This is a genomic window from Polynucleobacter sinensis (assembly GCF_001595985.1).
GTDB lineage: Bacteria > Pseudomonadota > Gammaproteobacteria > Burkholderiales > Burkholderiaceae > Polynucleobacter > Polynucleobacter sinensis.
In genome coordinates this window covers 377,678-390,382 of record NZ_LOJJ01000003.1, presented here as the reverse complement: position 1 = coordinate 390,382, position 12,705 = coordinate 377,678, and the positions used below count along the sequence as shown (strand labels likewise).

At 45.5% G+C, this 12,705-nt stretch carries 14 protein-coding genes; 2 read left to right on the top strand and 12 right to left on the bottom strand.

All coding sequences use genetic code 11. The features are described from left to right. The first annotated feature begins 116 nt into the window (after positions 1–116). Together AOB49_RS05750 and AOB49_RS05745 are read left to right on the top strand one after the other, a co-directional pair. Positions 117–1,004 (top strand): DMT family transporter, encoded by an 888-nt coding sequence (locus AOB49_RS05750; protein ID WP_062308876.1) that lies wholly within the window; start codon positions 117–119, stop codon positions 1,002–1,004. An 89-nt stretch (positions 1,005–1,093) separates the two neighbouring features. Next, positions 1,094–2,131, top strand: a complete 1,038-nt coding sequence (locus tag AOB49_RS05745) for a serine hydrolase (RefSeq protein ID WP_062308874.1) — start codon at positions 1,094–1,096, stop codon at positions 2,129–2,131. An 8-nt stretch (positions 2,132–2,139) separates the two neighbouring features. Here AOB49_RS05745 and AOB49_RS05740 read toward each other — a convergent pair whose 3' ends face one another. The 12 genes from AOB49_RS05740 to AOB49_RS05685 form a co-directional block, all read right to left on the bottom strand. Next, positions 2,140–2,961 carry an IclR family transcriptional regulator gene (locus AOB49_RS05740; RefSeq protein WP_062308872.1) on the bottom strand — a complete coding sequence of 274 codons (822 nt, stop codon included), beginning with the start codon at positions 2,959–2,961 and terminating at the stop codon, positions 2,140–2,142. 78 nt (positions 2,962–3,039) lie between these two features. Then, the gene (locus AOB49_RS05735) at positions 3,040–4,071 is read right to left on the bottom strand and encodes a quinone-dependent dihydroorotate dehydrogenase (RefSeq protein WP_062308871.1); all 1,032 of its coding nucleotides are present in this window, start codon (positions 4,069–4,071) and stop codon (positions 3,040–3,042) included. 9 nt (positions 4,072–4,080) lie between these two features. Continuing rightward, positions 4,081–4,827: an arginyltransferase gene (locus AOB49_RS05730; RefSeq protein ID WP_062308869.1), complete on the bottom strand. Its 747-nt coding sequence runs from the start codon at positions 4,825–4,827 to the stop codon at positions 4,081–4,083. Further along, positions 4,824–5,561, bottom strand: coding sequence for a leucyl/phenylalanyl-tRNA--protein transferase (gene aat / locus AOB49_RS05725; RefSeq protein WP_062308868.1), 738 nt, complete (start codon positions 5,559–5,561; stop codon positions 4,824–4,826). Before aat ends, AOB49_RS05730 begins: the two co-directional genes overlap by 4 nt. A gap of 8 nt (positions 5,562–5,569) precedes the next feature. Beyond that, the gene (locus AOB49_RS05720; RefSeq protein ID WP_062308866.1) at positions 5,570–6,136 is read right to left on the bottom strand and encodes an NUDIX hydrolase; all 567 of its coding nucleotides are present in this window, start codon (positions 6,134–6,136) and stop codon (positions 5,570–5,572) included. Positions 6,137–6,145: 9 nt separating this feature from the next. Further along, positions 6,146–7,984, bottom strand: a complete 1,839-nt coding sequence (locus AOB49_RS05715) for a bifunctional chorismate-binding protein/class IV aminotransferase (RefSeq protein ID WP_062308864.1) — start codon at positions 7,982–7,984, stop codon at positions 6,146–6,148. Between the two features lie 33 nt (positions 7,985–8,017). Beyond that, a complete protein-coding gene (locus AOB49_RS05710) occupies positions 8,018–8,593 on the bottom strand; it encodes a peptidylprolyl isomerase (RefSeq protein ID WP_062308862.1) in 576 nt (191 codons plus the stop codon). 54 nt (positions 8,594–8,647) lie between these two features. Then, positions 8,648–9,283 carry a 2-hydroxychromene-2-carboxylate isomerase gene (locus AOB49_RS05705; protein WP_062308860.1) on the bottom strand — a complete coding sequence of 212 codons (636 nt, stop codon included), beginning with the start codon at positions 9,281–9,283 and terminating at the stop codon, positions 8,648–8,650. Continuing rightward, positions 9,280–10,593, bottom strand: a complete 1,314-nt coding sequence (locus AOB49_RS05700; RefSeq protein ID WP_062308858.1) for a replication-associated recombination protein A — start codon at positions 10,591–10,593, stop codon at positions 9,280–9,282. The genes AOB49_RS05705 and AOB49_RS05700 overlap by 4 nt, the downstream gene beginning before the upstream one ends. A gap of 11 nt (positions 10,594–10,604) precedes the next feature. Further along, positions 10,605–11,084: a DUF3429 domain-containing protein gene (locus tag AOB49_RS05695; protein ID WP_062308857.1), complete on the bottom strand. Its 480-nt coding sequence runs from the start codon at positions 11,082–11,084 to the stop codon at positions 10,605–10,607. Between the two features lie 43 nt (positions 11,085–11,127). Next, positions 11,128–11,982 (bottom strand): 3-hydroxybutyryl-CoA dehydrogenase, encoded by an 855-nt coding sequence (locus AOB49_RS05690; RefSeq protein ID WP_062308856.1) that lies wholly within the window; start codon positions 11,980–11,982, stop codon positions 11,128–11,130. Between the two features lies 1 nt (position 11,983). Next, entirely contained in the window at positions 11,984–12,688 is a 705-nt protein-coding gene (locus tag AOB49_RS05685; RefSeq protein WP_062309355.1) for a glutathione binding-like protein, read from the bottom strand. Positions 12,689–12,705 lie beyond the last annotated feature (17 nt).

The following is a 12,705-nucleotide window of genomic DNA, read 5'->3' as shown; positions in this document are numbered from 1 at the left end:
GTTATGTTGCAATGCAATACAAATAGAGGTGGCGGCGAGTAATTGAGTGGTGAGAGCTGTAATTAGGCCTAAAATCATAGATTAAAGAAAAATTGCCTAAATTCAATAAGTTACTTATGACGTTCAAGCTTGATAGCCTTATTGCCCCAATATTTGTAGTGATATGGAGTACCGGTTTTATTGTTGCCAGAATGGCGATGCCCTATGTGGAGCCTGCAACATTCCTGTTTTGGCGTTTTTCTGGTGTTTTGATGGCCATGGCTTGTTTGAGTCTTGTTTGGAAAATTACTTGGCCGAGTTGGTCTCAAGTCAGGCATATTGCAGTAGCGGGTCTATTGCTTCAGTTTGGATATTTAGCGGGTGTTTGGTTTGCCGTTCGCCTTGGTATGACCGCTGGATTAGTGGCAATTATTGTAGGACTTCAGCCTATTTTGACGGCATGGCTCGCTGCGTGGGTTTCAGAAAAGGTTACGGCTAGACAGTGGGTCGGTCTTGGCTTTGGATTTGCTGGAGTAGCCTTAGTTGTAGCTGAAAAAATTGGATTCGCGCATATTCCATTATTGAGCTACGTCCTTGCCTTTGCGGCTTTATTATCGATTACTTTTGGCACTCTTTATCAAAAGAAATACTGTCCTGTATTTGACTTGCGCGCTGGCTCATCTATTCAATTTGGGGTGTCAGCTATTTTGTGTTTCATCGTGATGCATTTCTTTGAGTCTGGAGAAATGGTGTGGAATGCATCTGTAACGGTAGCTTTGCTATGGTCAATCATTCCCATATCTATTGGATCTATTAGCTTGCTATTTATGATGATTCGCAAGGGGGCGGCAACTAAGGTAACGAGTTTGCTCTATTTGACACCGCCAACAACAGCAGCCATGGCTTGGCTTTTATTTAGCGAGCCTTTTACGGTATTAATGGCGGGAGGACTCGCTCTTACAATGACTGGGGTTGTCTTGGTTAACGCCAAGCAATCAAACTCTGTCGCAACGATTGCCGAGTGATTCTGTCGACCCTGGGGCGAATAAGACTTGCCGATAAGCAAAAGTTATTTATCATTCGGTATGTAAAAAGTTTTGGAAGGCAATTTGGCATGCGTTTAAATCGATTTTGGCTTTTGGCTTGTATAAGCTTGGTTGTATTTGCAGGTGCGCCATTACAGATATTTGCAGCCAATAAAGATGCGCAAAGTTCAAAGCAAGCCAAGCCTTCTGCTAAAGCCTCCACAAAGTCCGATACAAAAAAGGCGGCCAAGTCTGCTAAAAAGCCCAAAACAGTTCGTACTACGGTAACGCGTTCAGCAGAGCCAGTTATCGCTGCTAGGCCTTCTTTCGCAACCGCTTTGGGTTTGCGCGGTCAGCATGATGATCTTAGTCTGAAATCTAGTGTGGCGATGGTGGTTAATCAAGACACTAAAGAGGTTTATTTTGAAAAGAACCCATCGGTTAGTTTGCCAATTGCATCCATTACTAAGCTAATGACCGCGATGGTGGTCTTGGACTCTAAATTGCCTTTAGATGAAACGCTTGTGATTAATTCTGATGATGTCAATATTTACCGAACCTCACGCTTGGCTGGTGGCACAGTCCTCACAAGAGAGGAGGCATTGTTGCTTGCTTTAATGTCTTCTGAAAATCGCGCGGCCTACACCTTGGGAAGAAATTATCCGGGTGGTATCACTGCCTTTGTTGATGCCATGAATCGTAAGGCAAAAGAGATCGGAATGACCCATTCTCATTTTGCCGATCCTACTGGATTGCTTAGTGAAAACGTAGCTTCGGCGGAAGACTTAACGCGTATGCTAAGTGCGGCCTACCAATATAAGATGATTCGTGAGTTCTCTACCTGGCCAGACTTAACGATGGTTATTGCGAAGCGGCCTCAAAAATTCTTAAACACCAATCGCTTAGTGCGTGCTGGTGATATGAATATCGGTTTGCAAAAGACCGGCTTTATTAATGCCGCTGGTAAATGCTTGGTTATGCAGGCGAGGGTAAATAACACGCCTTTGCTTTTAGTTTTCTTAGATTCTGTTGGAACTCAGTCCCGTTTTGCTGATGCTGTCAGAGTGAAGGACTGGTATGAGCACATGCCAGCAGGTGAGCCAAGACCTATTCGCCGTTTGATGTAGCGTTCAATTTATTGGATGCCAGGTTCCGAAGTTTTCGGTTTATAGCCCATACCCTTAGAGATTTGCAGCGCAGTATCTTGCAGTAACTTGAGCCAATCTGCTTGAATGCGATCAGTAGGCGAGCTTAAGGACAGTCCTGCAACCAATTTACCGCTGTCGTCCATAATTTCAGCGGCGATACAGCTTACACCAAGCTCAAGCTCTTCGTTATCCTGTGCATGACCTAATTTCCGCACCTGATTTAATTCTGCATCTAGCTTGGCAAGATCAGTAATGCTGTTACGTGTATGACCTGATAGTCCCGTGCGTGTGACGTATGCGCGCACCTGACTCGGATCATCACTAGCTAAAAATAATTTTCCAACTGAGGTGAGGTGCAGGGGAGCTCTTCCACCAATGGCGCGTACTACTTGCATTCCCGAGCGCTCGCTGTAAGCGCGATCAATGTAGACGATTTCATCACCTTGGCGAACGGATAGATTAATTGTTTCTCCGGTCAACTTATGAAGCGCTCTCATTGGAGCCTGAGCTGCTTCACGCACGGATAGGCGAGCCTTAACCAAATTGCCTAATTCGAGTAACTTTAAACCTAGGCGATAGGTGCCACCATCGCCACGCTCAACTAGTCTGCAGGCCACCAGATCATTGAGTATGCGATGTGCGGTAGAAGGGTGGAGGTCTGTGTGCTCGGCCAAGCTTTTCAAGCTGCTGGACTCTTCATAGTTCGCCAGGGCATCAAGCAAGTTCATCATGCGCTCAACAACCTGGATGGCTGTTTTACCCGCTTCTCCTGGTATCTTTGGCGTTTTTGATGGTTTGCTCGTTGTCATGAGGTCCATTGTAACGATTTTTTAGGATAAATTGCACAATATGAAATGCAATTTCACCTCAATCGGGGTGCTGGTTGCTCAATTTCCTAGCGCTTGGGCACACTCGGTAATTAGATCTGGGCCTCGATAAATTAAGCCGCTATACAGTTGAACTAAGCTAGCACCAGCATCGATCTTCTCTTTTGCGTCTTTGCCCGACATGATTCCGCCAACTCCAATTATCGGGATTTGCTGTTGCAGACGATGATTGAGGGTTCTGATTACCTGATTGGAGGCGTTACGTACTGGTGCTCCAGATAACCCTCCAGCTTCACTGCCGTATTCCATACCTTGAACTGCATCTCGCGCAATAGTAGTGTTAGTAGCAATGATGGCGTCAATCTGAAATTCCAGTAGAAGATCTGCAATCAGGTTGATGTCATTGGTGTCAAGATCCGGAGCGATTTTCAGAAAGAGGGGTTTGCGAACACCATATCGATCGCTAAGACGCTCGCGTGCCAATTGCAAGGATCCAAGCAAAGAGCGCAACATCTCTTCACCTTGTAGCGCTCGAAGATTCTGCGTATTGGGTGATGAGATGTTAACGGTAATGTATGAGGCAATTTCATAAACAGCCTCCATTGCGGTGACATAGTCACTTGCGGCATCTTCAATAGGAGTTGTTGCATTCTTGCCAATATTTAAGCCAATTACGCCACCACTCTGCCAGAATTTGGATTTGCGGACGCGCACAACGCAGGCGTCTACTCCATCATTATTAAAGCCCATGCGATTAATGATTCCTTGGGCTTCGGGAATGCGAAACATACGAGGCTTTGGGTTACCTGCTTGGGGTTTAGGTGTAACGGTCCCAATTTCAAGAAAGCCGAATCCTAAAGCGGCAAGCGCATCAATATGCTTACCATCTTTATCTAGGCCGGCCGCCAGCCCCACTGGGTTTGGAAAAGTGATGCCACATACTGTCCGAGGATCTGCCGCTGGTTGTTTAATCAGGCAGCGTAAGATCCCCCAACGCTCGGCGCGATCTAGGTTGCTCAGGGTCAAATGATGCGCTTCTTCAGGATCGAGAGAGAATAGCCAAGGGCGCAGTAAAGAGTATCGATTAATCATGGTTGGATATTATGGCGCAATGATAGCTTGCCAATGGCCATCGACTAAACCTTCCATGGGTTGAAAATTCGCTTTGTAGGACATCTTTTCACTTTCCTTAATGTAGTAGCCCAAGTAAAGGTAGGGGAGCCCCAGCCCCAAGGATTGCTGAATTTGCCAGAGGATGCTGAATGTTCCATAGCTAGCCGATGGGTTGTTAGTGTCAAAAAACGTGTAAACGGATGAGATGCCTTGATTGAGGATGTCGATCATGCTCACCATTCGCAATTTTCCTGGAAGCGGATCATTCGGACCATCACGAAATTCTACAATTCGTGAATTTACTCGGCTTTGCAGTAAAAACTGCATGTATTGATCCTGATCGTCTTGATCCATTTGGCTTCCAGAGTGCCGCTCATTCTGGTAGTGCTTATACAGTTGATAATGCTCCTCTTGATACCCTAAATTAAGAACATTGATATCGAGTCCTGCATGCTTTTTCCAGGATCGTTTTTGACTGCGGTTAGCTTGAAAGTTGCTTACCAAAATTCGGGTGGCGATGCAGGCTTTGCATTCATCGCAGTAAGGGCGATAAGTATATAAACCGCTGCGACGAAAACCGGCATTGACCAATTCTCCATATAGATCTGCATGAATTAAATGTGAGGGCGTAGCGACTTGGGATCGTGCGGTCTTTTGAGGAAGATAGCTGCAAGGGTAGGGGGCAGTTGCATAAAACTGTAGTGCAGTGAGCGGGAGTTCTTTGAGCTGAGTCATAACCAGTAACGCAAAATCGTCTTATTAAAGTTCCATGGAATCTCTATATTAGATTGCTTTAGTGCTGCTTGCAGATGCGTTAAAAATTCATCACGAGAGATGGGTGCTGCCCCCAGTGATTTAAGGTGGTCAGTTTCTTGTTGGCAATCAATCATTTCAACCTGATGTTGATTGCACCAGGCACAAAGGGCTGCTAGAGCAAGTTTTGAAGCGTCAGACTGGTGGCTAAACATGGATTCTCCAAAAACCATACCTCCAAAAGCTACGCAATATAAGCCGCCAATGAGATTGCCGTTTTCAATCACTGCAATGCTGTGCGCGTTTCCTTGTTCATGAAGTTCGGTATAGGCATCCATGATTTCATGGGTAATCCAAGTGCCGTCCTGATCTTTTCTCCTGGCAGTAGCACAAGAACGCATGACTAAACCAAAATCATCATCAACTAAGATGTCCGCACTCTCTTCATATAAAAATTGACGAATTGTTTTCTTAAGAGACTCATGGCACTTAAATTGACTGGGTTTAAGCACCATACGCGGATTGGGGGACCACCACAAAACTGGCTGATTATCTGAGTACCAGGGAAAGATACCGGCGCGATACGCCCGTGAAAGTTGTCCTGGATAAATACGCTCACTGACGGCTATGAGTCCTGGAACGCTCGGATCTGGATCTTGATAAAGTAGGGGGTTGGGAAAGGGATCTTGCGTTCCCAGCCAAGCAATATTACCCATAGAACTCTTTAGCCTGTAATCTTTTCCGCTGAGCTGATATCTCTGCAGCGGACACTAAACCCTGCAGGGCTATTGAAGATGCCGGCAGCGCGATCGGCAAAAAACCACTCTAAGGTTTGTTTAACCGTTGGGAATGCGATTTCTTTCCAGGGAATTTCGTGTTCATGAAACAGTGCAACCTCAAGACTTTCCTCGCCAGCTTCAAAATGCGGGGAGGTCATGCTTGCTAAATAGAACAAATGCACTTGTTCAGCATGTGGCACATTGAGTAGCGAATAGAGTGGACCAATTTCAACAATTGCTCCTGCCTCTTCCTGTGTTTCTCGTGCCGCTCCAGCGCTAGTGCTTTCCCCAATCTCCATAAAACCTGCTGGCAAAGTCCAGTAGCCATAGCGTGGCTCTATAGCACGTCGACATAAGAGAACTTGCTCTCCATAAACTGGGATGCTCCCAACAACATTGCGTGGATTGATGTAGTGAATAGTTCCACAGGCATCGCAAACATGACGCTCGCGAGAATCGTCCGCTGGTATTCGCTTATTTACCGGGGCTGAACAGCTTGAGCAAAACTTCATAAAGACCTTCTAAAAATGAGCCGGAATACGACCACGTAATGCATTGCTAAGGATAATCTCTTTGGCATTCATGACGTCATCAATAGTAAGGTTGGCCTCATGGGCATTACATTTGGGATCATTCAAAATCACCGAGCGCATTACTCCAGGCAAAACACCTGCGCTTAGAGGTGGCGTGAGCCAGCGATCATCGTCTGGGGGCTTAATAAAAACACTAGTTCTGCCACCCTCGGTAACAAAATTTTGCTCATTAATAAAGAGGGCATCAAAACCACCCAGACTCTCTGCAGATTTCCAGGCTTCATCATAGGCTTGGCGCTGGTTAATTTTGTGTTTAAGTAATATATTGCCGGAGTGAACCTTTCCATGAGATGGGTTGACAAGGATTTGATGGGCCCAAAATATTTTGACTGTTTTGGGCAGCGGATCTATGAGTGCTAGTTTGTAGTAAAGATTTCCAGAAGGGTCTAGATCTAATCTCAGTCGGTATTCCTGGTTGGATGAACACTCATGAAGTCCTTGATTAATTGTTTCTCTAGCTTTAGCAAGAGAGAAAGGTATATTTAGGGAGTGAGCCGATTTCTGAAGGCGAGCTAAGTGAAGCTCTAAGTGCTGGGGGATTCCGTTTTGGATAAGCGCAGTTTCAAATAACCCAACGGTACTTGGGAGTTCAGATAAAAATGCTGCCTTAATACGACATTCCTCCCACTCCTGCTTTGCTTCTGAGTCGATCGTAATTCCTGCACCTACCCCTAGGGTGAATGACGATTCCTGTGTTACGGGATTGCGCTCTATTTCAACTGTACGAATTGGAACACTAAATGCAAAGTCTCCACTAGGGTCAAGCCAGCCGAGGGCTCCACAGTAATAGCCGCGATCAACGGGTTCAAGTTCATGGATAATTTCCAGGCTACGTTTTTTGGGAGCACCAGTCACCGATCCGCAGGGAAAAACTGCCTGCAGCACATCTCGCAATTGTGTATTCGGTTTTGCTTGAGCTTGTACCGTAGAAGTCATCTGCAGAACATCTCCATGCCGCGCTACTGAAAATAGATGAGGCACTTTTACTGAGCCTGGCAAAGCGATTCGACCGAGGTCATTACGCAATAGATCAACAATCATGACATTTTCAGCCCGGTTTTTGATATCTGTTGATAAATGGTCGGGGGTCTCAACTAAAGCATTAGCAGTCCCTTTCATGGGCATTGCGGTTAATGTGTTGCCATGTCTTTCAATAAATAATTCTGGAGATTGCGAGAGGATTTGACAATCATCCTCTAGGATAAGGGCACCAAATCTTCCTGGCTGTCGATCGCGAAGGCGTACATAGAGTGAGGTAGGATCGCCGTAGGTTTTGCCGGTGATGCGGAAGGTGTGATTAATTTGATAGCAGTCACCATTGCGAATATATTCCTGGATTTTGTTGATGTCTGATGAAAATTGAGATTCATCAATCGACAAATCCAGATCGCATACTCCAGAAACTCGAGACTGAAGGCCTAATGAGCTGAGTTGCTCATTTAAAAACAAGTCGACTTGATCCTTGCTTAATGGTTCATATTTATCAAATGACCAGGCTGCAATTAAAGGGTGACTAGAGTCCTTTGGTTTAAAGCAGTTCGATTGAGTAAGTCCGTGAAGATATGCCCCAAGCTCATAAGAGAATGCTGCCACTACATATTGACCGCAAGCTAGTGCAGCATGAATCTCTTCAAGGCATTCGTTAATGGCTACTACCGTTCTGTCTTCAGTTTCTTTGGCGTAGACCGACCATGCTCCAATTGCTTGGCGATATAGTCGGCTGGTGGGTTGTGCGGCGGTACTTTGCGCATCATCGAGCAATATCATCGCTCAAGCCTCGAAGTGGAAACTGGCTACCAATTACTTCAGGACAGTTGCCGACTCAATTACGACAGTTTTGCTTGGAACATCAGCCATGCGCCCCATTTTTGGTGTGGGTGCCAGCATTGTTGGAACTTTACGAATGGCATCAATTGTTTGGGTGCCCGAAATGACCTTACCAAAGACGGTGTATCCATTTCCCATGGCATTCGGATAATTTAATGCCTCATTGTCCTTAACGTTGATGAAGAATTGCGCTGTTGCAGAATCTGGGTCTGACGTGCGCGCCATTGCAATGGTGTAGGTTTGATTCTTAAGGCCATTCTGAGCTTCAGATGGGATAGGTGCATTCGTAGGCTTTTGGTTTAAATCTGCCGTAAAGCCACCCCCTTGAATCATGAAGCCATCAATGACACGATGAAAAATAGTGCCATTATAAAAACCACTGTTCACGTAGTTGAGAAAATTCGCAGTTGTCTTTGGCGCTTTTACTGAATCTAGCTCTACTACAAAGTTACCCAAAGTAGTTTTGAATTCCACTTTAGGCCCGGCAAATGCAATGGTACTGATAAAGCAGCTGGAAGCGAAAATGAGGGTGGCTAGATATTTACGCATGGGATAGATCCTTAAATGGAAGGGTTGAGTTCTTGATACTGGTGATTGTATTGTTCAAATCCCCGAGGGAATTGTTTTGACCAAAGCATAGGCTGGCTCAGAAAACATATTGGGCCTATCAAGATAATCTAAAGCCCAATCAATCGTATCTACACCCCAAAAGCACTGCCCGTTGAGGGCTAAGGCAGGCACGCCAAAGGCCCCATCTTCTTTAGCTTGATTGGTATTTGTAATCAGCTGTGCCTTAACTGCGGGGTCATCTGGTTTTGGAGTGTTTTCTGGTAAGTTCAGATGGCGACAAAATTCAGGCCAGGATAGATTGGGGTCATTTCCTTGTACCCATACAAAGTCAAATGCACGCTCGACCATAGTCCAGTCAGCATGTTGCTGCACTAATAAGCGCTGAGCTGCCACCGTGAGAAATGGGTGATGTTTTGGAAACTGAAATGGAAGGCCTAATTTTTCAGCGAGCCAGACGCAGTATTGATAGGTGTGAGGTCTCTTGGCATCGATCTCTCCAGGGCCGCGATTATCAGTTGCTCGAAACAAGCCCCCTAATAAGATCGGCACAGGTTCAATATTGATTTTGTGATTAAGCCTACCAAGCTGCTTGATGTAGAAGTAGGAGAAGGGGGAGATAATATCGAAGTAGAGCTTACCCTTAGGCAGTTGATTTGTATCGGCGATCATTTTTTACCTGACTCCGCGTCGAGTTTTCGCAAGAAGATCATCTTCTCAGCAATTTGAGTTTCGAGGCCTCGATCGACAGGCTTATACCAATACGGATCAGCCATACCCTCTGGAAGATATGATTCTCCCGCGGCGTAAGCGTGCGGCTCATCATGCGCGTAGCGATACTCCTTACCATGTCCTAGCTCTTTCATGAGTTTGGTTGGCGCATTGCGGAGGTGATTGGGTACCGGCTGACTTTGATCATTGGCAACATAGGCTCGAGCCGCATTAAATGCGCTATAGCTTGCATTGCTTTTGGCGGCAATGGCCAGGTAGATCACGGCTTGTCCAAGCGCTAATTCTCCCTCGGGGGAGCCTAAACGTTCATAGGTTTGTGCAGCATCATTCGCTATTTGCATTGCCCTGGGGTCTGCTAATCCAATGTCTTCCCAGGCCATACGAATAATTCTTCGAGCAAGATAGAGTGGGTCTACTCCTCCATCAAGCATACGGCAGAGCCAATACAGAGCGGCATCGGGATTGGAGCCTCGAACAGATTTATGCAGTGCGGAGATTTGATCGTAAAAATGATCCCCTCCTTTATCAAAGCGTCGCGCTTGAGTGGTGAGGGTGTTGACGACAAACTGCTGATCGACATGCTTAAATTGATCGCCTAAGGTGGAGATAGCATTGCGAACTCGTTCAAGCAAATTGAGTAGCCGACGGGCGTCACCATCTGCATGAGAAATCAAAGTATCGATAGCAGAATTTTCAAACTTGACATCTGGCATCGCGAAATCTTGTGCGCGCAAAAATAATTTCTTAAGTTCATCAGCACTCAATGAGTTCAGAACATAAACTTGAGCGCGCGACAGTAATGCTGAATTTACCTCAAACGAGGGATTTTCAGTAGTCGCGCCAATGAAGGTAAATAGGCCTGATTCAACATGAGGTAATAGGGCATCTTGTTGGCTTTTATTAAAGCGATGAATCTCATCAACAAACAAGATGGTTTGTTTGCCATATTGAGACATGCTCTGTTGCGCGCGCTCAATCGCTTCCCTAATCTCTTTGACGCCAGCAAGGACTGCAGATATGGCAATAAACTCACGATCAAAGGCGTTTGCAGAAAGTCTGGCTAAGGTAGTTTTACCAACCCCGGGTGGTCCCCACAAGATCATGGAATGAGGCTTACCAGAGGCAAATGCAAGGCTCAGGGGTTTACCTAGACCCAATAAGTGATCTTGACCAATCACATCCCCAATAACCTTTGGGCGCAATGCTTCAGCTAAGGGAGGTGGAGGCGCTTGATCAAATAGATTACCCATTGAATTAGTAATTAGTTTTGTACAAACAAAATTACCAGTGCCGCCCAAACTAAACAGGTGGCAGAGACCGCAGTTAGTCGGTTACGTATGGTGATGAATTCCCCGCAAGCCTCTGCTGAGGAAAAATAATATTGGTATGTGTCAGCATCAATATTACGCTGGATGACTAATGTCGAAGCAAGAATAACCAAGCCTACTGGTATATAAATGTGGAGCGCTATCCAGGCAACTAATGCAGGAATAACACCCCAAATCCAAGCATTGCGATCTTCCCACCGATCGCCTGGAGGTGCTTTGCCAAGAGTGTGTAAGTTTGCACCCCAATGAAGAGCTCCCATAAATGCAGTAATGACTGCACCGTATGCGGCAAGGGACTCAGCACTCAGGTAATTAATTGGAGTTGGTGCTAATTGAACCATTAGGGCTAAACCAATAAATGGAATAAGACCGGCATAAGCTAATTTACGAACAAGTGGTGGCAATGGATTCACGATACTTCTTTGCTTTATCTTTAGAGGTTAAAAATCTGAATGATTATTGATCGTAGCTGTATACGCCACGCCCTGTTTTGCGACCTAAATAACCAGCAGCAACCATTTCTCTTAAGAGGGGGCATGGACGGTATTTGGAGTCGCTAAAATTTTCAAAATAGACTTCCATTACTGCCAAGCAAGTATCTAATCCAATTAAGTCGGCTAATGCAAGAGGTCCAATTGGCTGATTGCAACCTAACTTCATGCCTGCATCGATATCTTCAGGGCTAGCGAGACCTTCGGAAAGGACAAAGAATGCTTCATTAATCATGGGTAATAGGATGCGGTTCACCACAAAACCAGGGGAGTTCTTAACGGTGATTGGCTCCTTGCCAATTCGTTTAGCCATTTCAATAATGGCCGCATGAGTTTCATCACTAGTTTGTAAGCCGCGGATCACTTCAACCAAGGCCATTAAAGGAGGGGGATTAAAGAAGTGCATTCCAATAAATCTATGTGGATTGGAATCTAATGCGGCAAGTTTTGTAATCGATAGTGAAGAGGTGTTGGTGGCGATAATGGTCTCTTTACTTACAATCTCGTCGACTTGCTTCAAAATCTTTTCTTTAATCGCTTGATTCTCAGTGGCTGCTTCAATCACGAGTTGCAAGCCTTTGAAGTCTGAATAAGATGTGCTGCCTTTAATCCGTTTTAAGGCTGCCTCTTTTCCATCGGTAGTGAGCGTTTCTTTTTTCACTAGACGATCAAGACTCTTGCTGATTTGGCTTAAGCCGCGTTCAACAGCTGCATCATTAATATCAACCATTACAACGTCCAATCCGGCAACTGCACAAACCTGCGCAATTCCATTGCCCATAGTGCCTGCACCGATAACACCGACCGATTGAATCTTCATCCTATTTCCTTTTTTGATACTGGGTTGAACCAAATAATTGTTCTCTTGCTTTGGCGTCATGGGGCTTACGCAATGCGGTTAATACTTCCACGCCACGCTTAACGGCAGGGCGCTCACTAATCATTTCAAACCAACGTTTGAAATGTGGGTAGTCATTGATGTCAATCCCTTGATTCTTCCAATTACGCGTCCATGGAAAGATGGCCATATCTGCAATCGAGTAGCTCTTGCCAGCGATATACACATTATCTTTGAGTTGGTGGTCAATAACGCCATAAAGTCGCTTGGCTTCATTAGTGTAGCGATTGATAGCATATTCAATTTTTTCAGGAGCATAGATACGAAAATGGTGGTTTTGCCCTAAAAGTGGGCCTAAGCCTCCCATTTGGAACATCAGCCATTGCAATACTTCGAATTTCCCTCTGGTGGATTTCGGAAGAAACTTACCAGTTTTTGAGGCTAGGTATAGCAAGATCGCGCCGGATTCAAATAAATGAATAGGTTTGCCATCAGGGCCTACCGGGTCATATATGGCTGGGATCTTGTTATTGGGGCTGATGGCTAAGAATTCGGGCTTGAACTGATCGCCGGCGCCAATATCAATGGGGTGGGCAATCCAATCCTTGCCTAGTTTGTATCCGCACTCCTCAAGCATGATGTGTACTTTGTGACCGTTTGGAGTAGGCCAGCTGTAAACATCGATGATGTCTTTGCTAATTTTGC

Coding starts and splice junctions, on each gene's coding strand:
- AOB49_RS05705 (WP_062308860.1), bottom strand. CDS start 9,283: ATGATCGCCGATACAAATCAACTGCCTAAGGGTAAGCTCTACTTCGAT.
- AOB49_RS05735 (WP_062308871.1), bottom strand. CDS start 4,071: ATGATTAATCGATACTCTTTACTGCGCCCTTGGCTATTCTCTCTCGAT.
- AOB49_RS05715 (WP_062308864.1), bottom strand. CDS start 7,984: ATGATATTGCTCGATGATGCGCAAAGTACCGCCGCACAACCCACCAGC.
- AOB49_RS05700 (WP_062308858.1), bottom strand. CDS start 10,593: ATGGGTAATCTATTTGATCAAGCGCCTCCACCTCCCTTAGCTGAAGCA.
- AOB49_RS05730 (WP_062308869.1), bottom strand. CDS start 4,827: ATGACTCAGCTCAAAGAACTCCCGCTCACTGCACTACAGTTTTATGCA.
- AOB49_RS05745 (WP_062308874.1), top strand. CDS start 1,094: ATGCGTTTAAATCGATTTTGGCTTTTGGCTTGTATAAGCTTGGTTGTA.
- AOB49_RS05720 (WP_062308866.1), bottom strand. CDS start 6,136: ATGAAGTTTTGCTCAAGCTGTTCAGCCCCGGTAAATAAGCGAATACCA.
- AOB49_RS05750 (WP_062308876.1), top strand. CDS start 117: ATGACGTTCAAGCTTGATAGCCTTATTGCCCCAATATTTGTAGTGATA.
- AOB49_RS05710 (WP_062308862.1), bottom strand. CDS start 8,593: ATGCGTAAATATCTAGCCACCCTCATTTTCGCTTCCAGCTGCTTTATC.
- aat (WP_062308868.1), bottom strand. CDS start 5,561: ATGGGTAATATTGCTTGGCTGGGAACGCAAGATCCCTTTCCCAACCCC.
- AOB49_RS05740 (WP_062308872.1), bottom strand. CDS start 2,961: ATGACAACGAGCAAACCATCAAAAACGCCAAAGATACCAGGAGAAGCG.
- AOB49_RS05690 (WP_062308856.1), bottom strand. CDS start 11,982: ATGAAGATTCAATCGGTCGGTGTTATCGGTGCAGGCACTATGGGCAAT.